This window comes from Rhodococcus sp. T2V (assembly GCF_029269925.1).
Classification (GTDB): Bacteria; Actinomycetota; Actinomycetes; order Mycobacteriales; family Mycobacteriaceae; genus Rhodococcus_F; species Rhodococcus_F koreensis.
This window is the reverse complement of the sequence record NZ_JARJBD010000007.1, coordinates 1-19,693: the sequence shown is the minus strand read 5'-3', so window position 1 is coordinate 19,693 and position 19,693 is coordinate 1. Positions and strand designations below refer to the sequence as shown.

Here is a 19,693-nt window from a genome sequence, read left to right as displayed (position 1 = left end):
GGGACGGACGCATCACTTGGTCACATACGCCGCCTGCCGGAGTGCCTCACCGCGTCCTGCCCGTCCCGGAGCCGACGACGCGTTGATCGCGAGCACCGACAGCAACTCGTACGCGACGTGCGCGGCCGCGATGCCGGTGATCTCGGCGTGGTCGTATGCGGGCGCGACCTCCACGATGTCGGCGCCGACCACGTTCAGGCCGACGAGTCCGCGCAGCGTGTTCAGCAGTTCGCGCGACGTCATGCCGCCGGCCTCGGGGGTTCCGGTGCCCGGCGCGTGCGCGGGGTCGAGGACGTCGATGTCCACGGACACGTAGACCGGTCCGCCGTCGAGCCGTCGACGCATCCGTTCGACGATGCTGGCGACACCGTCCACCTCGTAGTCGTCTGAGCGGATGACCTGGAAACCGAGAACGGCGTCGTCCTCGAGATCCTTCTTGCTGTACAGCGGGCCGCGGATGCCGATGTGCTGCGACCGCTCGAGGTCGATCAACCCCTCCTCGCTGGCCCGCCGGAACGGGGTGCCGTGCGTGAAGGGGGCGCCGAAGTAGGTGTCCCACGTGTCCAGGTGGGCATCGAAGTGCAGGACGGCGATGGGACCGTGGTCGCGGGCGAGGGAACGCAGGATCGGCAGCGCGATGGTGTGGTCGCCGCCGAGCGTCAGCACGGTCGAGCCGTCCTTGCGGAGGTCGGTGACGGCGCCGTCGACGGTGGCCAGGGCTTCCTGGATGTCGAACGGGTTGACCCCGATGTCGCCGAAGTCGGCGACCTGCTGTACACCGAAGGGGTGCACGTCCAGTGCGGGGTTGTACGGACGGAGCAGCTTCGACGCGGCGCGGATGTGGCCGGGGCCGAAGCGTGCGCCGGGACGGTAGCTCACACCGGAGTCGAACGGGACACCCAGCACCGTGACGTCGGCGCGGGAGACCTCGTCGAGCCGGGGGAGGCGGGCGAACGTGCTGGGTTCGGCGTAGCGCGGGATGCGGGTCGCGTCGACGGGGCCCTTTATTGCGTCGTGGTCTGTAGTCATCGGAATCCTTCGGTGTGTGCCGGAGACGTGGCTTCGTCGTATCGTTTCCTTGGAACGCATTCTTGTCAACACCTGTTTCCTATACGAGACACGAACGAAGGATCGATGCATGGCCAACGAGCTCGCAGCCGAAGGCGCGTCGGGCGTCGACGCGCCCAGGATCGGCCCCCGGCTCAAGGCGGCCCGGCAGGCCCAGCGCCTCACACTCGACGAGCTGGCCGCGAGCTGCGGCATCACGAAGGGCTACCTGTCGAAGATCGAGCGCGACCACGCCAGCGCTTCCGTGGCCACGCTGGTGCGGATCTGCGCCGCGCTGAACATTCCCGTCGGATCGCTGTTCGAGAGCTCCGCCGCAGGTGAGGTGGTACGGGCCGACGCCTACCCGCCGATCAGCTTCGGCGGGGAGCGCATGGCCGAGTTCCTGCTGACCCCGTTCGGCGAGCGCCGCGTCCAGTCGCTCCTGAGCCGGATCGAACCCGGCGGCGGCAGCGGCTCGGAAACGTACGAACTACCGGTCGACGTCGCCTTCGTCTACGTCGTGGCGGGCGAGATCTGCATTTCCTTCAACGGCCCGGGGGCCGGGGAGGACGTGTCGCTCGCGACCGGGGACGCGTTCACCTTCTCCCCACAGTTGCCGCACAGCTTCCGCGCGCTCGGCGACGACACCGCGACGGTCCTGTGGATTCTGGCCCCCGCACTGCCGGACGACGTCCGGCCCACCTCCCGCTAGGAAACCGACAAGCGGTTTAGGAAACATGTGTTGACAGTCACGGCTCGCCCGGTCATTGTTGTCCGCATCACTCCACCGCTCAGGAGCTCAACGTTGGACATCACCAAGATTTCTCCGCGCCCGCCGGGACTGGCCGGCGCACTGCGCGCCCGCAAATCGGTCGACGCGATCGTGGCGCGCAACGACCAGGAACCCGGTCACGGTCTCAAGCGGTCGATGGGCCTCGTGCATCTCACCGCACTGAGCATCGGTGCGTCGCTGGGAACGGGCATCTTCGTCATCCTCGGCGAGGCGACGCCCAAGGCCGGCCCTGCCGTCGTCCTCGCCTTCGTGCTCGCGGCGTTCACCGCCCTCTTCTCCGCCCTCTCCTACGCGGAACTCGCGGGCAGCATCCCCGTCTCCGGCAGCTCCTACTCGTATACCTACGCGACGATGGGCGAACTGTTCGCGTGGATCTGCGGCTGGTGCCTGATGCTCGAGTACGGTGTCTCGGTCGCGGCCGTCGCCGTCGGCTGGGGCGAATACATCAACGAGCTGCTCCACGGCATGTTCGGCATCGCGCTCCCCGCCGCGATCAGCGAATCACCGGGAGCGGGCGGCATCGTCAACGTGCCCGCAATCGTCATCGTGCTCGTCGCGGTGGTCCTGTTGACGCGTGGGGCGTCCGAGAGCGCCCTGGTGAACACGGTCATGGTGGCCCTGAAGATCCTCGTGCTCGTGTTCTTCTGCGCGGTCGCGTTCACCGCGTTCCGCGCCGGGAACTTCGCACCGTTCATTCCCCTCGGCGCGGCGGGCGTGACGGCCGCGGCGTCCCAGGTGTTCTTCGCCTACATCGGATTCGACGCCGCATCGACCGCCGGCGACGAAGCGAAGAACGCGAAGCGCGACCTTCCCCGCGCCATCATCCTTTCGCTCCTGATCGTCACCATCCTCTACTGCCTGGTCGCGATCGCGGCCGTCGGCGCGATGCCCTGGCAGGACATCGCCGGTGAGGGCGCCGCACTCGCGACCATCCTGAATGCGGCGACCACCAGCACGTGGCCCGCCATCTTCCTGTCCGCGGGCGCGGTGATCGCCATCGCCAGCGTCGTCCTCGCCGTGATGTACGGGCAGACCCGCATTCTGTACGCGATGTCGCTCGACGGTCTCGTGCCGCGGGTTTTCTCCCGCGTGAGCCCGCGCACCCGGGTGCCCGTCGCCAACATCGTGGTCGTGGGAGGCATCGTGTCCGCGCTCGCCGGGTTCGTGCCGCTGGGCGAACTGGCCGACGCGACGAGCATCGGCTCGCTGTTCGCGTTCATGCTCGTCAACATCGCCGTCATCATCCTGCGCCGTCGCCACCCCGACCTGCACCGCAGCTTCCGGACCCCGCTGTTCCCGCTGATGCCGGTCCTCGGCGTCGTGTTCTGCGCGCTGCTGCTGTTCGGGCTCGGCGTCTCGACGTGGGTGGCGTTCGCGCTGTGGATGGCGGTCGGGCTCGCGATCTACTTCGCCTACGGCGTCCGCAAGTCCGAACTCCGCAGCAGCCCGGAGGAGGTCGAGGCGCGATGAGGGCAGCACTGTTCCAAGGTCCCGAACTGTCCTTCGACGTGGCGGCGAACCTCGCCGCCATCGCCTCCGCCGCTCAGACCGCAGCGGGCGCCGGGGCGTCCATCCTGGTCTGCCCGGAAATGGCGGCCACCGGCTACAACATCGGATCCCTCATCGCGGAGCGAGCCGAACCCGCCGACGGACCGATCGCGGCACGGATCGCGGAGATCGCGCACGAGTCGGGCATCACCGTCGTCTACGGCTACCCGGAGGCGGACGGCGACGTCGTCTACAACAGCGTGCAGGCCCTCGACGCGTCCGGGAACTCGCTCGCGAACTACCGTAAGACGCACCTGTTCGGCGACCTCGACCGGTCGCACTTCGCGGCCGGCGACGAACTGGTGGTCCAGTTCGACCACGACGGCATCCGGTGCGGACTCCTGATCTGCTACGACGTCGAGTTCCCGGAAGCCGTTCGCGCCCATGCCGACCGGGGAACCCAGTGGCTCGTCGTCCCCACCGGTCTGATGAGTCCGTACGAATTCATCGCGGAGAGCGTCGTCCCCACCCGGGCGTACGAGAGCCAGATGTTCGTCACATACGTCAACCGGTGCGGCACCGAGGCCGACCTCGACTACTGCGGGTCCAGTTGCGCGATCGCACCCGACGGCACCGAACTCGCCCGGGCGGGCCGCCACGAAGAACTGGCCGTCGTCGACCTCGAACTCGACGTCCTCCGCCGATCCCGCCGTGAGAACACCCATCTCGACGACCGACGCGTCGACCTCTACCCCTTCCCGCAGGAGAAGACTTCATGACGATCCCCGTCACCCCGGACAGCACCGCCACGGACACCGACGTCCCGCCGCTGACGATGTTCGGTCCCGATTTCCCTTTCGCTTACGACGACTACGTCACCCACCCGTCGGGCCTCGGTGCGGTGCCCGCCGGCCGGCACGGCACCGAGGTGGCGGTCATCGGCGGCGGACTGTCGGGCATGGTCACCGCGTACGAGCTGATGAAGCTGGGCCTGAAACCGATTGTCTACGAGGCGGATCAGATCGGTGGCCGGATGCGGTCGCAGCCGTTCGAGGGACACCCCGGTGTGGTGGCCGAGATGGGCGCGATGCGGTTCCCACCGTCGTCGACCACCCTGTTCCACTACCTCGACGCCACCGGGCTGCGGACCGAGGCGTTCCCCAACCCGCTCGCCGACGCCACCCCCAGCACGGTCATCGACCTCAAGGGCGAAACCTATTACGCGCAGCACCTCGACGACCTGCCGCCCGTGTTCCGGGAGGTCTCCGACGCGTGGCAGCGCACCCTCGAGGACCACGCCGAACTGATCCCGCTCCAGCAGGCGATCCGCGATCGCGACACCGCCGAACTCAAGCGGATCTGGAACGACCTCGTGGTCCGGCTGGACGATCAGACGTTCTACGGCTTCCTCGCGTCGTCCAAGCACTTCGCGTCGTTCCGGCACCGGGAAGTGTTCGGGCAGGTCGGTTTCGGAACAGGCGGCTGGGACACCGATTTCCCCAACTCGATCCTCGAGATCCTGCGCGTCGTGATCACCGCCGCCGACGACCACCACCGCGGCATCGTCGGCGGGTCGCAGCAACTGCCGCTGCACCTGTGGACGGACACCCCGACGGGGATGGCGCACTGGCCGGACGGCACGTCGGTGCGCTCGCTGAACGGCGGGGAAACCCGTCCCCGCGTCACGGAGGTCCGGCGCACCGCACCGCACCAGGTGACGGTCACCGACTCGTCCGGCGAGATCCGCACCTACCCGGCCGCCGTCTTCACCGCGCAGAGCTGGATGCTGCTCAACAACATTCACTGCGACGACGACCTGTTCCCGATCGACCACTGGACCGCCATCGAACGCACCCACTACATGGGTTCGACGAAGGTGTTCGCCCTCGTGGACCGTCCGTTCTGGAAGGACAAGGACCCGGTCACCGGCCGCGACCTCGTCAGCATGACGCTGACAGACCGGATGAGCCGCGGCACCTACCTCCTCGACCACGGCGACGACAAGCCCGGCCTGATCTGCCTGTCCTACACGTGGTCCGACGATTCGCTCAAACTCCTGCCGCTCGACGCGACGGAGCGGATGAATCTCATGATCAAATCGCTCGAGGAGATCTACCCGGGCGTCGACTTCCGCAGCCACATCATCTCGACACCCGTCACGCTGTCGTGGGAGACCGAGCGCGACTTCATGGGCGCGTTCAAGGCGAACCTGCCCGGCCACTACCGGTACCAGGAGCGGCTGTTCAGCCATTTCGTGCAGGACGAACTCGACCCGCGGCATCGCGGCATCTTCCTGGCCGGCGACGACATCTCGTGGACCGCAGGCTGGGCGGAGGGCGCCGTGCAGACCGCGCTCAACGCCGTCTGGGGAGTGATGCACCACCTCGGCGGCGCCGCCCCCGCCGACAACCCCGGCCCCGGCGACCGGTACGCCGAACTCGGCCCCATGCGCTTCGCGCCCGTGAGTACTTGTTAACCACGGGCGGTTAATAAGTACTCACGGGGGCGTCAGCCCAACCAGTCCAAAACCGCAGCGGCCGTCCACGACTGCTGCATGCTGCCGAGGGGCTGCCCGGTGAACGGCTCGTAGTATTCGGCGAAGCTGCCGTCGCTCGCCTGCCGCAGCCCCTCGGACCGCAGCAGGTGGGCGCGCTCGGCCCACCCGCGGCGGGCGAACGCCCAGGAGAACAACCACGTCATCACCGGCCACACCGGACCGCGCCAGTACTCACGCGGCCGGAAGTCGCCCGACACCGGCGACGTCGACGGCGGCACGGCGTACCGGAGGTCGGGGTGGCCGCAGAATTTCGGCCCCTCGAACGTGCGGAGCAGGGCGCGTTCGGCGTCGCGGCTCAGGCCTCCGCACAGCAGGGGCGAGAACATCGCGAGGGTTTCGGTGGAAATCCACCGGCCGCTGCGCAGATCGAAATCGCGTGCCGCCCCGGATCGTTCGTCGGTGGTGGTGAGTACACCCTGCCGGAACCGGGCCGCCCACCCGTGCAGTTCCCGGACGTCGGCGTTCGGCATCGAGTGTTCCTCGCCGATGGTCGCGAGCACCTCGCACGCCATCGAGAACACGGCGCTGACGAACACGTCCTCCACGGCGAAGCTCATGGCGGTGGCCAGTTCCTCGTCGTCGTAGCGGACGGTCTTCATCTCCTCGAGCAGCCACAGGTAGCGGTCGTACTCGCCGTTCGACGGGCGCTGCCCCGTGTCGGCGACGTGGGACAGGTCCTCGCGCAGATATGCGGGCATCGCCCCGGCCACCACGTTGGCGTACGAGTGGTCCCAGCGCGGCGAGTTGTCCATGCCGGACTCCCAGCCGTGGTACAGCGCGATGCGGCCGTTGCCGTCGAGGTCGCGGGCGTGGGCGAGCCAGCGGTGCCAGCGCACGAGGTCGGGCCAGCGCCGGTCGAGGAACTCCTCGGCGACGGCGCGGGTGCTGCGACCGTGCCTGCGCGAGTGGTCGAGGATGCGCTGCACGGCGATGGCGTGGACGGGCGGCTGCGTGATCCCCGACGTCTGCGTTCCGCTCGGCGCGTGCGCCGCGAGGGTCCCGCACTCCCACCGCCCGGGGCCGGGGAAATATCCGTCGACGCCGTTCGCGAACACGATGTGCGGGATCATCCCGTTCTTCCACTGCGCCGACAGCAGGGTGTCGAGTTCGACGACGGCCCGCTCCACGCTCAGCGGCGCCAGTCCGACCGCGACGAACGCGGCGTCCCAACTCCACATGTGCGGGTACAGGCGCGGCGCGGCACTCGTCATGGTGCCGAGGTCGTTGCCGCGAAGCAGGTACGCGGCACGTGCCGCGAGCTGTGTGGGGGTGAATCCGCGGTCCGCCATTGCACCATTCTGCTGCGGGTCGCCCCACATCGCTCGTCGGACGGGGTTCAGCCCGCGAATCCGCACAGGGTCAGCGTCGGACGCGAGTTGCGCAGGGGCGGCAGATCCGACAGCCGGCGGAGGAGGGTCGAGCCCCACGGGCCGCGGCCGAGGGGCAGCATCACCTCGCGGGTGTACGCGAGGTGATGCACCCGGTCGGGGAGGTTTTCCGCCTCGCCTGCGGAGAGGTGGAACGGCATCGGCGGGACGGTGTAGTCGCCGTGGATCCGCAGTCCCTTCTGCGTCTTACGGCTGAACCATTTCGGCACCGAGTCGAACATCATCCGGCCCCCGGGGAATCGCCGGGCGCAGTCGCCGATGAGGGACAGCGACTCGTCGGGTGGCAGATACATCAGCAGGCCCTCCGCCGAGACGAACACACCCCGGCCGGTGTCGACGTGATCCATCCAGGAGCGGTCCAGCGCGGACACCGCGAGGGTGGTGACGTTCGGCTCGTCCGGCAGCAGTTGCCTGCGCAGCGCGACCACCTCGGGCAGGTCGATCGACACCCACCGGACGTCGGGGTCGCCGATCCGCCAGTAGCTGGTCTGCAATCCCTCGCCGAGCGCGACGACGGTTCCGTCGGGGTGGGCGGCGAGGAATGCCCGGATCTCGTCGTCGAACGCCTGCGCGCGCAGGGCGTGGGATTGACCGGGTTTCCCGAAGTTCTCGTACGGATAGTCGAGGGTCTCGTAGAGACCCACAGCGAGCGGGTCATCGAACGTGGTGTCCGGGCGCGCCGCCTCGATGGCGCGGTTGCGGAGCGTCCACATCATCGTCGCGGGCACACCGGTCAGGGTGGTGGCGTCCACCCGCTTCCGGCCGTCGTCAGGCATTCCGCACCGGGTCGGGGTTCTCGGCGAGCGGTGTGCGGCGCAGCGTCTGGGTGCGAAACGTGTCCATCGACATTGCCAGGCTCCGTTCCCGGTGAGATGCGGTACTCCACTCAATCACCTTTTCGGGCCCGCGTGGGCGAGGAACACCGACTCGGCACACGCTTGCGGGAATACGGTAGGGGGGTATGGTAGTTCTCAACGAAGGCATCGACACCCCGAAGAGAGGCGAACCCCCGTGAGCACCTCCAGCGTCACCGTCACCGGCATGACCTGCGACCACTGCGTGTCCTCGGTCACCGAGGAGATCAGCGAACTCCCCGGCGTCACCGCCGTGAACATCGATCTGGCCACCGGCACGGTCGTCATCGAGAGCACCACCGACCTCGACCCGGGCGCCGTCGCGGATGCCGTCGAAGAAGCCGGGTACTCAGTCGCCGGCTGAGCCGGCAAACTCCAGCACAGGAGCCCCATCATGAACGCAACCGGCAAGTTCGCCGGATTCACCGTCGGCCTCGTCGTGATCTTCGGGGCCGCGCTCGCCCTCGGGTCGGTTGCCGGCCCGGACGTGGCCGAGCCCGCGGCGCACACGGCCGGGGACGACGGGCACGGCGCGGCGGGTCATGACGCCGCCGCCGACCCGACGCCGGGCGGACTGTCGCCCACGGCGGACGGTTACACCCTCGAACTGGCATCCGACCAGGTCACCGCCGGTCCCGCGGTCCCGGTGCAGTTCCGGATCACGAACCCCTCGGGGGTACCCGTGACGGACTACACCCCGGAGCACGAGAAACTACTGCACCTGATCGTCGTCCGCCGCGACCTCGCCGGATTCCAGCACGTGCACCCGACGCTCGACGCGGCCGGAACGTGGAGCGTCCCCCTCGACCTCACCCGCGGCGGCGACTATCGCGTGTTCGCGGACTTCACCCCGGCCGGCGGAGAGGGCGTCACGCTCGGCACCGACCTGCGCGTCGCCGGCACCTACGACCCACAGGAACTGCCCGCACCCGCGCCGACCACCATCGTGGACGGCTACACCGTCACGCTCGACGGCACGCTGCGACCGGGCGAGACGTCGAACGTCACGCTCTCGGTGAGCCGCGACGGATTACCCGTCACCGATCTGCAGCCGTACCTCGGCGCCTACGGTCACCTGGTGGCGCTGCGCACCACCGACCTCGGCTACCTGCACGTCCACCCCGACGGACATCCCGGCGACGGCGTCACCGCGGCCGGTCCCGGGATCGACTTCGCCGTCACCGCACCCAGCGCGGGCGACTACCGGCTGTTCCTGGACTTCCAGCACGCCGGCGCCGTCCACACCGCGGAATTCACCGCCACCGCCGGACCGGAGGAGAAGTGATGACCCACGCGGCCGACATCGCGGCACCGCCCGATTCCCAGATCGAACTGGCCATCGGCGGGATGACGTGCGCGTCGTGCGCCAACCGCATCGAGCGCAAGCTGAACAAACTCGAAGGCGTCACCGCGACCGTCAACTACGCGACGGAGAAGGCCCGCGTCCACTACGACGCCGCCGACGTCTCGCCCGAGGACCTCGTCGCGACGGTGGAGCAAGCGGGATACACGGCGCGACTGCCCGAGGTGAAGCCGCCGACCCCGGAGGAAGAGGACCCGGCGGCGGCACTGCGGCAGCGGCTGCTCGTGTCGGCGGTGCTGACGGTCCCCGTCATCGCGATGGCGATGATCCCGGCGCTGCAGTTCACCAACTGGCAGTGGCTGTCGCTCACGCTCGCGGCCCCGGTCGTGGTGTGGGGTGCGTGGCCGTTCCACCAGGCCGCGTGGACGAATCTGCGGCACGGCACGGCGACCATGGACACGCTGGTGTCGATGGGCACGCTGGCCGCGTTCGGCTGGTCGCTGTACGCGCTGTTCTGGGGCACCGCCGGCATGCCGGGGATGACGCACCCGTTCGAGCTGACGATCGCGCGGGTCGACGGCACCGGCAACATCTATCTGGAGGCCGCGGCGGGCGTCACCACGTTCATCCTCGCCGGCCGCTATTTCGAGGCCCGCGCCAAGCGGCGGGCCGGTGCGGCGCTGCGGGCGCTGCTCGAGCTGGGCGCCAAGGAAGTGTCGGTGCTGCGGGACGGCACCGAGCAGCTGATCGGGATCGACCAGCTCGACGTCGGTGACCTGTTCGTGGTCCGCCCCGGCGAGAAGATCGCCACCGACGGCGTCGTCGTCGAGGGCTCGTCGGCGGTGGACGCGTCGATGCTGACCGGCGAATCCGTGCCCGTCGAGGTCTCGCCCGACTCCGAGGTGGCCGGCGCGACGGTCAACGTCGGCGGCCGGATCGTGGTTCGTGCCAGCCGAATCGGAGCCGACACCCAGCTCGCGCAGATGGCGTGGATGGTCGAGGACGCGCAGACCGGCAAGGCCGAGGTGCAGCGCCTGGCCGACCGGATCTCCGGCATCTTCGTCCCGATCGTGATCGCGTTGACGGTCGCGACCCTCGGCTTCTGGATCGGAACCGGCGGTGCGGTCGCCGCCGCGTTCACCGCCGCCGTCGCCGTCCTGATCATCGCGTGCCCGTGCGCGCTCGGACTCGCCACCCCGACCGCCCTCATGGTCGGCACCGGACGGGGCGCCCAGCTGGGCATCCTGATCAAGGGCCCCGAGGTTCTGGAATCGACCCGGCGCGTCGACACCGTTGTGGTCGACAAGACCGGCACCGTCACCACCGGCACGATGTCGCTGCACGACGTGATCGCCGCCGACGGTCAGGACGAGGAACAGGTTCTCCGGTTCGCCGGGGCACTCGAGGACGCGTCCGAGCACCCCATCGCCCGGGCGATCACCCGCGGCGCGAAGGAGCGACTGACGACCCTCCCCGACGTCGAACAGTTCACCAGCGTCGCGGGACTCGGCGTCCAGGGCATGATCGACGGTCACGCGGTGGTCATCGGCCGCGCGAAACTGCTCCGCGACTGGTCGCTGCACCTCACCACCGAACTCCAGCGGGTCGTCGAGGCGGCGGAGGCGGACGGCAAGACCGCGGTCGGGATCGGCTGGGACGGACAGGCGCGCGGCGTGCTCGTCGTCGCCGACACCGTCAAGCCGACGTCCCGCGAGGCGGTGGCGCAGTTCCGGGAACTCGGCCTCACCCCGATCATGCTCACCGGCGACAACAAGTCCGCGGCCCGGGCCATCGCCGACCAGGTCGGCATCGGCGAGGTGATCGCGGAGGTGCTGCCGCAGGACAAGGTGGACGTGGTCAAGCGTCTGCAGGCCGAGGGCAAGGTGGTCGCGATGGTCGGCGACGGGGTCAACGACGCCGCCGCGCTCGCGCAGGCCGACCTCGGTCTCGCCATGGGCACCGGAACGGACGTGGCCATCGAGGCCAGCGACCTCACGCTGGTCCGCGGCGACCTCCGCGCCGCCGCCGACGCGATCCGGTTGTCGCGCAGAACGTTGAGCACGATCAAGGGAAACCTGTTCTGGGCCTTCGCCTACAACGTCGCGGCACTGCCACTGGCGGCGGCGGGTCTGCTCAACCCCATGCTGGCCGGTGCCGCCATGGCATTCTCCTCGGTGTTCGTCGTGAGCAACAGCCTGCGACTGCGCCGGTTCCAACCGCTGACCACTCCCACCCGAGGGGAACAATCATGACCGAGCAACCGCACACCGACCACGAGTCCGGCCACGGATACATCAGCGCCAAGGACGACTACCTCAAGCGACTGCGCCGCATCGAGGGCCAGGCGCGGGGCCTGCAGCGGATGGTCGAGGACGAGAAGTACTGCATCGACATCCTCACCCAGGTCTCGGCGATGACCAAGGCGCTGCAGGCGGTGGCGCTGGGTCTGCTCGAAGACCACATCAGCCACTGTGTCGTCGACGCCGCCGTCGCGGGCGGATCCGAGGCGGACGCGAAGATCAAGGAAGCCACCGACGCCATCGCACGACTGGTGCGTTCCTGAAAACCTGACCACGAGAGCAGCTTCCGAGGGAGCACGCATGTCTCACGATCATCAGAAGGAAATGGAACAGGTCCGGCACACCGGACACGAAAATCACGACGCCCACACCGATCGGCACGCCGGCCACGGCGCGCACGGTGAGGTGTTCCGGCAGAAGTTCTGGATCAGTCTCGCACTGTCGGTGCCGGTGGTGGTGTTCAGCCACATGTTCGCCGACCTCCTCGGCTACACCGTCCCCGATTTCCCCGGTGCGTCGTGGATTCCGCCGGTGGTCGGTACTGTGATCTTCTTCTACGGCGGCGCACCGTTCCTCACCGGCGCGTGGAGCGAGCTGAAGTCGCGGCAGCCGGGCATGATGCTGCTGATCGGGATGGCGATCACGGTCGCATTCCTCGCGTCGTGGGTGACGACCCTGCAGATCGGCGGGTTCAACCTCGACTTCTGGTGGGAGTTGGCGCTTCTCATCGTCATCATGCTGCTCGGTCACTGGCTGGAGATGCGGGCGCTGGGGTCGGCGTCCGGGGCCCTCGACGCGCTCGCCGCGCTGCTCCCGGACACCGCCGACCGGGTCACCGAGGACGGCGTCACCGAGGTGCCCGTCTCCGAACTCGCCACCGGCGACCTGGTGCTGGTGCGGGCCGGTGGCCGCATTCCCGCCGACGGCACCGTCGAGGACGGCCGCGCGGAGGTCGACGAATCGATGATCACCGGCGAATCCACTCCCGTCCCACGGTCGGTCGGCGACCCCGTGGTCGCGGGGACCGTCGCCACCGACAGCGCGCTGCGGATCACCGTCGGCGCCGTGGGGGAGGACACCGCGCTCGCCGGCATCCAGCGACTGGTGGCCGACGCGCAGTCGTCCTCGTCCCGGGCGCAGGCGCTCGCCGACCGCGCGGCCGCGTTCCTGTTCTACTTCGCTTCCATCGCAGGGCTTCTCACGTTCGTGGTGTGGTCGCTGCTCGGCAACGTGGACGAAGCCGTGGTGCGGACCGTCACCGTTCTGGTGATCGCCTGCCCGCACGCGCTCGGGTTGGCGATCCCCCTCGTGATCGCCATCTCCACCGAACGGGCCGCGAGGGCCGGTGTCCTCGTGAAGGATCGACTGGCTCTCGAACGCATGCGCGGCGTCGACGTCGTCCTGTTCGACAAGACCGGCACCCTCACCCAGGGCAAGCACGTCGTCACCGGGGTGGTGAGCACCGCCGGTGTCACCGATACCGACCTGCTCGCGCTCGCCGGCGCGGTGGAGGCCGACAGCGAGCACCCGGTCGCCCGCGCGATCGTCGCCGAGGCCGCCACGAAGGTGCCCGCCGAGTCCCGCCGCACCGCCACCGAATTCCGGTCGTTGCCCGGACGCGGCGTCCGTGCCGTGGTCGACGGCGAGGAGGTCGCCGTCGGCGGACCGGCGATGCTCGCCGAACTGAACGTGACGGTCCCCGACGACGTTGCGGCGCACACGAAACGGTGGGTCGAGCGCGGCGCCGCCGTCCTCCACGTCGTCCGCGACGGGAAGGCACTCGGCGCGGTGGCACTCGAGGACGCCGTCCGTGAGGAGTCCCGGCAGGCGATCGATGCCCTGCACGCACGGGGTGTGAAGGTCGCGATGATCACCGGCGACGCCCGGCAGGTCGCCGACGCCGTCGCCGCCGACCTCGGGATCGACGAGGCGTTCGCCGACGTCTTGCCCGAGAACAAGGACGCACAGGTGGCGGCACTCCAGGCCCGCGGCCATCGCGTCGCGATGGTCGGCGACGGGGTCAACGACGCCCCCGCGCTCGCCCGCGCCGACGTGGGTGTCGCCATCGGAGCCGGCACGGACGTCGCCATCGAGTCGGCGGGGGTCGTCCTCGCCGCCGACGACCCCCGCGCGGTGCTGTCGATCATCGATCTGTCGCAGGCGAGCTACCGCAAGATGTGGCAGAACCTGGTGTGGGCCACCGGATACAACGTCATCGCCGTGCCGTTGGCCGCCGGTGTCCTCGCATTCGCCGGAGTCGCGATCTCCCCCGCGGTGGCGGCGATCCTGATGTCGATCTCCACCATCGTCGTCGCACTCAACGCGCAGCTGTTGCGACGCCTCGATCTGGATCCGGAACGGCTGAGTCGGCACTGACCGCGGTCTGCGTCCATTCCCATTCTCCTCCGTCTGTTCTGGTACCCATCCCCACGGATCAAGGAGTTCACCATGAGCAACCCGAACGAGTTCGAGACCCCGGCGACGGATCGGACGGACACGACACCGCAGGCCGCGGCGCCGACGTGTTGCAGCACCGAACGGCAGACCACCTGCTGCGATCGCAGCGAGAAGTCGACGTGCTGCGGTCCGGCGGCAACGGCCGGCGGCGGGTGCGGCTGCCAGTAGTCCTTACCCGACAACACTGTGGTGCGGTGCGAGCGAATATGGGCTCGCACCGCACCCCTGTCTGAACTGGGGACATACGACCGCCGTCACCAGAGACGGTGTGCCGGTCTACTCGTCCGTCGTGGGTGTGGCTCCGCAGGCGCAGGATCCGCCGCTGCGGGGCTGGTAGTCGTGCACGTGCCCGGCGCGATCCTGGCTGATCTCACAACACGCGTGCAATTGGGCCTGAAGGGCCGCGCGGCCTCGCTGAACCCGGGATTTCATCCCGGACACCGAGATTCCCGCCTCACCCGCGGCCGCGGCGTGGGTTCGTGCCTCGAGGTCGACCATCTTCACCGCCGCGGCCTGCTCGGCGGGCAGCCCCGAGAGCATCGGCACCAGACAGGAGGCGAGTTCCTTCTCCGCCACCTCGTCGACATCCGATTCGCCGTCCGGTGGAGTGTCGGGGACGACGTCGACGACCAGCTCACGCCGGTGGGGCGCGGAGCGGTAGAAGTCGGTGATCGCGTTGCGGGTGATGGCATACATCCACCCGAGGAGGCGGTCCTGATCGCGCAGATTATCCAGGCTCTTGGCCATCCGCAGGAACACGATCGACAAGATGTCGTCGGCGTCCTCGGGGCGCGAGACCCGGCGGGCGATGAAGGCCCGCACATCGCTCGAGAAGCTGCGCCAGAGCTGTTCGAGATCAGCTGGCTCCTGATGGGGTGCGGTCGCGGTGGTGGTCGATTCCTCGCTCATGATCCGTGGTTCCTTTCCGTTTCCAGCATCCCCGTCCGGCGGTGCGGTGGCGACCCCTGGGAACGTCCTCTCCGGTACCGACGGCGGCGGCCGCAGTCGGACGCACCCGCGTTCCCGACGCAGTCTGCGTCCGAATCCGGTGTGCCTCGTCTGTATGGGTGTCGATGTCGATGACGGGTTCTCCGATTCGACGTACCAGTAGAAGCGCGGTGAGGAGGTGAGAGCGATGTTGACCACACACTTGTTTTCCGGTCTGACCAGCGAAGAGATCGATCTGATCGTGGCCGAGGAACTGCATCTGCTCGACGCCGCCGCAGGAGCGACCATGCGCAGCGACGCCGACGACGGCGAGCGTTGCCACTCCAAGACGAACCCAAGTCTTCACGAAGGATTGGCGGCCTTGCTGTGGTGGGGGATGCTGGCGGCGCCGATGAGGGCGGCGACCACTGCAAGGGCGGCGAGGATCAGGTAGGCGTGGGCATAGCTGACCGTCCACGCCGACAGGGCGGTCCCGGCCGAGGGGGCGAGGGCCATGACGATGACGACCGGCGCGGACATCAGCCCGTTCAGGCGCCCGTAGTGGGTGGCGCCCCACCGGTCGGTGATCGCGGTGGCCTGGATGAGGGTGAAGATCCCGCGGACCAGCCCCGCGCCGATGGCGACAGCAATCAGCGCGACCACCGAGGTCACGATCCCGAGTAACGCGGTGCTCGCGGCGATGGCGGCGAGGATCACCACGATGCGGGTGCGGGCGGTGGTGCGGGCAGCGATCGGGAGGTAGCCGAGGCGGCCGAGGACCTGCCCGGCACCGCCGAGTCCGAGCGTCAGGGCGGCGAGGGATGGGGAGAAGCCCTGCTCGATCAGCAGCGGCACGAGGTTGAACACCCCGGCGAACGCGGCGAACGCCCCGAGACTGAGCGCCACGACGAGGGCCGCGAAGGCGCGGCTACGGGAGGCGTCGCGGTGATCGACCGGATGGTCCCCGGCCGGGGCGGGTGGGTGCGGCCACCGCCCCCGCAGCCCCAGCAGGTGCCCGGGCACGGTGATGATCGCCAGGATCGCGGCGAGGACGAGATACGTTGCCCGCCAGTCGTACCGGTCGACCAGCGCCGCGGTCAGCGGGGCGAAGACGGTGCTGGCCATCCCGGCGGCGAGGGTGAGGATCATCAGGGCTTTGACATATTTGTCGCCGTACCAGCGGGTCAGCGCCGCGAACGCAGGCGGATACAGCACCGCGCCCATCGCGACCCCGGCGGCGAGCCACCCCGCGTAGAACACCGGCAGGTTCGGTGCGGCCGCGACCACCAGCAGGGACGGGACGGCCAGGACGGAGCCGGCGATCCGCCCCACCGGGATGCCCGTGAGTGCTGCGGCGAGTTGGGAGAGGGAGAACGCGGCGGTGAGCACCGGCAGCGACCACCCGGTGTCCGCCGAGATCGACACCGACAGCACCGGGAACGCGTAGTAGAGGATGCCCCAGCTGGTGATCTCGGTCAGGCACAGTACCGCCAGCACCCGCCGCAGACCGGTCTCGTCGAGGGACGCGGTCTGTGGCAGGGTCCGAGTGCCGGTCACCGGGTTATCCGCCCGCGCGTGTGGTGGACAGGGTGATCAGCTGCGGGTCCGGGGCGGCGCAGCACCCCACGGAGTCTTCCGCGGCCGCGGGGGTGTCGGGGTCGTCGTCGAATACCCCGGCGCCGCCGCAGACTCCGGTCTCCGGCAGGGTCAGCTCGACGCGGGCGGCGCCCTCGTGGTCTCCGGCCAGGGCGGCGGCGATGCTGCGGACCTGCTCGTACCCGGTCATCGCCAGGAACGTCGGGGCCCGCCCGTAGCTTTTCATCCCGACCAGGAACACATTCGGCTCCGGATGCGACAGCTCGGCGACCCCGTGCGGGTAGACGGTGCCGCAGGAATGCACGTTCGGGTCGATCAGCGGCGCCAACTCCACCGGAGCCTGCAGCACCGGATCCAGGCCCAGGCGGATCTCCGACAGCCACGACAGATCGGGCCGGAACCCGGTCAGCACCACCACCCGATCCACGTCCTCGATTCGGGCTCCGGTGTCCGACACCAACACCACCCGACCGTCCGCACCGTCGGGTTCGATGGTGGCGGTGCGGAACCCGGGGACCACCGTCAGCAGTCCGTCGTCGACGGCCGTCTTGGCGCGCAGGCCGAGGGCGCCGCGGGCGGGCAGCTGGTCGTCCTCGCCGCCGCCGAAGGTGGAGCCGACATCGCCGCGGCGCAGCACCCAGCTGATCCGGGTGCCCGGCACCCGCTTCTCCAGATTGGCCAGGGAGACGATCGCGGTCAGCGCGGAGTGCCCACTACCGGCAATCACGATGTGCTTGCCCGCGTACCGGGCGCGCACCTCCGGGTCGTCGACGTTCGGGACCCGGTATTCGAGGACGTCGGCCGCCGCTTTCTCGCCGAGGGCGGGCAGGCCCTCACCGCCCAGCGGGTTGGGGGTGGTCCAGGTGCCGGAGGCGTCGATCACGGCCCGCGCAAGAATGCGGTCCTCGGTGCCGTCGGCACGGCGCAGGTGCACCGACAACGGTTCGGTGTCGCGGCCGGCGTCGACGACCCGGTCCCGCCCGCGACGGGCCACGCCGACCACTTCGGTGCCCAGTTTCACGATGTCGCCGAGTGCGGCGGCCAGCGGCAGCAGGTAGTCCTGGGTCCAGTCCTGGCCGGTCGGATACGCCTCGTCGTCCGGGGCCTTCCAGTCGGTGGTCTCGAGGAGGCGGCGGGCGGCCGGGTCGATCAGCTCCCCCCACCGGGAGAAGAGCCGCACGTGGTTCCACTCGGCGATCGCGGCGCCGGCGCTGTCACCGCGTTCGAAGACCAACGGGGTCAGGCCGCGTTCACGCAGCTGGGCGGCGGCGGCGAGGCCGATCGGTCCGGCGCCTACGACGACTACGGGCAAGGTGTTCATCTCGAAAATCCTTCCATCGACGTTCATCGATCCATTGATCACGAAGAGTATCGATGACTGTCGATGAATGCAACCATCGATGAATATCGATATAGTGAAGGGCATGACTTCCCTGGACATGCCCACCGTCCGCACCCCCGGCGAAGTGGATGCGTTGGCGCCGGAAGACGCGGCCACCTACGCCGGGTGGTTCGCCTGCCTGGCCGATCCGACCCGGGTGCGGCTGCTGCATCAGGTCGCCTCCCGCCCGGCCGGGATCACCGTGGGCGAGTTGGCCGAGGCCCTGGGGATCGGCCAACCGACCGTCTCGCACCACGTCCGCAAGCTCGCCGATGTCGGGTTCGTCTCGGTACACAAGCGGAGCACCAGCACCGTCGTGATGGTCAACCCGGCGTGCTGCACCGGACTGCCGCACGCCGCCGACGCGGTGATGGGGGTGCTGACCCCGCGGCCGTGCTGCCCGGACGACCTACCCGGCGACGTCACCGTCCGCCCCATGGCCGAGCAGGATTGGGACGCGGTACGCCGGATCTACGGCGAGGGCATCGCCACCCGCAGCGCCACCTTCACCACCGAGGTCCCCGCCCGGGAAGCCCTGGATGCGCAGTGGCTGCCGGGGCATCGGTGGGTCGCCGAGATCGACGACGTCGTGGTCGGCTGGGCCGCGCTGTCCCCGACCTCGGGGCGGGATTGCTACGCCGGGGTGGCCGAGAACTCCGTCTACGTCGCCGACGGCATGCGCGGGCGCGGCGTCGGTAAGGCACTGCTGCGTACCCAGGTGATCGCCGCCGACGAGGCCGGGCTGTGGACGCTGCAGACCTCGATCTTCCCGGAGAATCGGGCCTCCATCGCCCTGCACCACTCCGCCGGGTTCCGCACCCTCGGAGTCCGCGAACGCATCGCCCGGCTCGACGGGATCTGGCGGGACACCGTCTTCCTCGAACGCCGCAGTCCCGTCACCGGATAACCTCTCGAAACATTTGGGGCACAAGATGTCCGAGCCGACACCGGTTGATCGGGCCGCGATCGCCGCCGATCTGGAGCGGGCCCGGGCCCTGTTGCACGAGTTGGTCGACGGCGCGAGTACCGAGCAGCTCGCGCGGCCCTCGTCCGGCACCCGCTGGACCAACGAGCAACTGCTGTTCCATATGGTGTTCGGCTACATGGTCGTCCGGCGGCTGCTGATCCTGGTCCGGGCGTTCTCCCGGCTGCCCGACCCGGTCGGCCGAGGGTTCGCCCGCGCCCTGAACGCCGCGACACCGGTGTTCCACCAGATCAACTATTTCGGCTCGTGCGCGGCGGCCACCGTCTTCAACCGCCGCCGGATGGGCCGCCAGTGCGACCGCGTCATCGCGAAGCTGCAACGCTCCCTCACCCGGGAATCCGAGACGACCCTGCGGCGCAGCATGGCGTTCCCGGTGCGCTGGGATCCGTTCTTCACCGAGACCATGACCCTCGAGCAGGTCTACCGATACCCGGGCAAGCATTTCGACTTCCACCGCGCCCAGCTCACTCTCGGCTGACGCCGAGGCGCTGGAACTCCGGTGCCTGTTCGGCAGACACTGGTAGGCACGGAAGGACGCAGGCCCCGCCGAAAATCAGCTCGCGTGCGTCCTTCCGGGCCGGCCGCCGTCTATAGGTGTGCCGACATCCCGGCACCTG

18 protein-coding genes are annotated in these 19,693 nt (G+C 69.3%); 12 read left to right on the top strand and 6 right to left on the bottom strand.

The window, feature by feature from the left end; translation table 11 throughout:
- Positions 1-12: 12 nt before the first annotated feature.
- Positions 13-1,029: an agmatinase gene (gene speB, locus P3H15_RS08790; RefSeq protein WP_276136852.1), complete on the bottom strand. Its 1,017-nt coding sequence runs from the start codon at positions 1,027-1,029 to the stop codon at positions 13-15.
- A gap of 109 nt (positions 1,030-1,138) precedes the next feature.
- Here speB and P3H15_RS08785 point away from each other — a divergent pair, with 109 nt between their 5' ends.
- From P3H15_RS08785 to P3H15_RS08770, 4 genes are all read left to right on the top strand, one after another.
- Positions 1,139-1,759 carry an XRE family transcriptional regulator gene (locus tag P3H15_RS08785; RefSeq protein ID WP_276136851.1) on the top strand — a complete coding sequence of 207 codons (621 nt, stop codon included), beginning with the start codon at positions 1,139-1,141 and terminating at the stop codon, positions 1,757-1,759.
- A 93-nt stretch (positions 1,760-1,852) separates the two neighbouring features.
- Positions 1,853-3,310, top strand: a complete 1,458-nt coding sequence (locus tag P3H15_RS08780) for an amino acid permease (protein WP_276136850.1) — start codon at positions 1,853-1,855, stop codon at positions 3,308-3,310.
- The gene (locus P3H15_RS08775; RefSeq protein ID WP_276136849.1) at positions 3,307-4,107 is read left to right on the top strand and encodes a carbon-nitrogen hydrolase family protein; all 801 of its coding nucleotides are present in this window, start codon (positions 3,307-3,309) and stop codon (positions 4,105-4,107) included. The genes P3H15_RS08780 and P3H15_RS08775 overlap by 4 nt, the downstream gene beginning before the upstream one ends.
- Complete coding sequence (locus P3H15_RS08770) at positions 4,104-5,804, top strand: NAD(P)/FAD-dependent oxidoreductase (RefSeq protein WP_276136848.1); 1,701 nt, start codon at positions 4,104-4,106, stop codon at positions 5,802-5,804. The genes P3H15_RS08775 and P3H15_RS08770 overlap by 4 nt, the downstream gene beginning before the upstream one ends.
- 32 nt (positions 5,805-5,836) lie before the next feature.
- Here P3H15_RS08770 and P3H15_RS08765 read toward each other — a convergent pair whose 3' ends face one another.
- Positions 5,837-7,174 (bottom strand): amylo-alpha-1,6-glucosidase, encoded by a 1,338-nt coding sequence (locus P3H15_RS08765; RefSeq protein ID WP_276136847.1) that lies wholly within the window; start codon positions 7,172-7,174, stop codon positions 5,837-5,839.
- Between the two features lie 47 nt (positions 7,175-7,221).
- Positions 7,222-8,049 (bottom strand): class I SAM-dependent methyltransferase, encoded by an 828-nt coding sequence (locus P3H15_RS08760; RefSeq protein ID WP_276136846.1) that lies wholly within the window; start codon positions 8,047-8,049, stop codon positions 7,222-7,224.
- Between the two features lie 235 nt (positions 8,050-8,284).
- Here P3H15_RS08760 and P3H15_RS08755 point away from each other — a divergent pair, with 235 nt between their 5' ends.
- From P3H15_RS08755 to P3H15_RS08730, 6 genes are all read left to right on the top strand, one after another.
- Entirely contained in the window at positions 8,285-8,491 is a 207-nt protein-coding gene (locus P3H15_RS08755) for a heavy-metal-associated domain-containing protein (protein WP_276136845.1), read from the top strand.
- 30 nt (positions 8,492-8,521) lie between these two features.
- Positions 8,522-9,412, top strand: coding sequence for a hypothetical protein (locus P3H15_RS08750; protein WP_276136844.1), 891 nt, complete (start codon positions 8,522-8,524; stop codon positions 9,410-9,412).
- Positions 9,412-11,682, top strand: a complete 2,271-nt coding sequence (locus tag P3H15_RS08745; RefSeq protein WP_276136843.1) for a cation-translocating P-type ATPase — start codon at positions 9,412-9,414, stop codon at positions 11,680-11,682. The genes P3H15_RS08750 and P3H15_RS08745 overlap by 1 nt, the downstream gene beginning before the upstream one ends.
- Positions 11,679-11,993 (top strand): metal-sensitive transcriptional regulator, encoded by a 315-nt coding sequence (locus P3H15_RS08740; RefSeq protein WP_072945011.1) that lies wholly within the window; start codon positions 11,679-11,681, stop codon positions 11,991-11,993. The genes P3H15_RS08745 and P3H15_RS08740 overlap by 4 nt, the downstream gene beginning before the upstream one ends.
- 37 nt (positions 11,994-12,030) lie before the next feature.
- Complete coding sequence (locus P3H15_RS08735) at positions 12,031-14,106, top strand: heavy metal translocating P-type ATPase (RefSeq protein ID WP_276136842.1); 2,076 nt, start codon at positions 12,031-12,033, stop codon at positions 14,104-14,106.
- A gap of 72 nt (positions 14,107-14,178) precedes the next feature.
- Positions 14,179-14,355 (top strand): hypothetical protein, encoded by a 177-nt coding sequence (locus tag P3H15_RS08730; RefSeq protein ID WP_276136841.1) that lies wholly within the window; start codon positions 14,179-14,181, stop codon positions 14,353-14,355.
- A gap of 108 nt (positions 14,356-14,463) precedes the next feature.
- On the opposite strand, the gene P3H15_RS08725 is transcribed toward P3H15_RS08730, so the two are convergent.
- The 3 genes from P3H15_RS08725 to P3H15_RS08715 form a co-directional block, all read right to left on the bottom strand.
- Positions 14,464-15,096: a sigma-70 family RNA polymerase sigma factor gene (locus tag P3H15_RS08725; protein WP_276136840.1), complete on the bottom strand. Its 633-nt coding sequence runs from the start codon at positions 15,094-15,096 to the stop codon at positions 14,464-14,466.
- 381 nt (positions 15,097-15,477) lie between these two features.
- Entirely contained in the window at positions 15,478-16,671 is a 1,194-nt protein-coding gene (locus P3H15_RS08720; protein WP_276136839.1) for an MFS transporter, read from the bottom strand.
- Positions 16,672-16,675: 4 nt separating this feature from the next.
- The gene (locus P3H15_RS08715) at positions 16,676-18,031 is read right to left on the bottom strand and encodes an NAD(P)-binding domain-containing protein (protein ID WP_276136838.1); all 1,356 of its coding nucleotides are present in this window, start codon (positions 18,029-18,031) and stop codon (positions 16,676-16,678) included.
- Between the two features lie 103 nt (positions 18,032-18,134).
- Here P3H15_RS08715 and P3H15_RS08710 point away from each other — a divergent pair, with 103 nt between their 5' ends.
- Together P3H15_RS08710 and P3H15_RS08705 are read left to right on the top strand one after the other, a co-directional pair.
- Positions 18,135-18,998, top strand: coding sequence for a metalloregulator ArsR/SmtB family transcription factor (locus P3H15_RS08710; RefSeq protein WP_276136837.1), 864 nt, complete (start codon positions 18,135-18,137; stop codon positions 18,996-18,998).
- Between the two features lie 25 nt (positions 18,999-19,023).
- On the top strand, positions 19,024-19,554 hold the full coding sequence (locus P3H15_RS08705; protein WP_276136836.1) for a DinB family protein: 531 nt from the start codon (positions 19,024-19,026) through the stop codon (positions 19,552-19,554).
- The last annotated feature ends 139 nt before the right edge of the window (positions 19,555-19,693 follow it).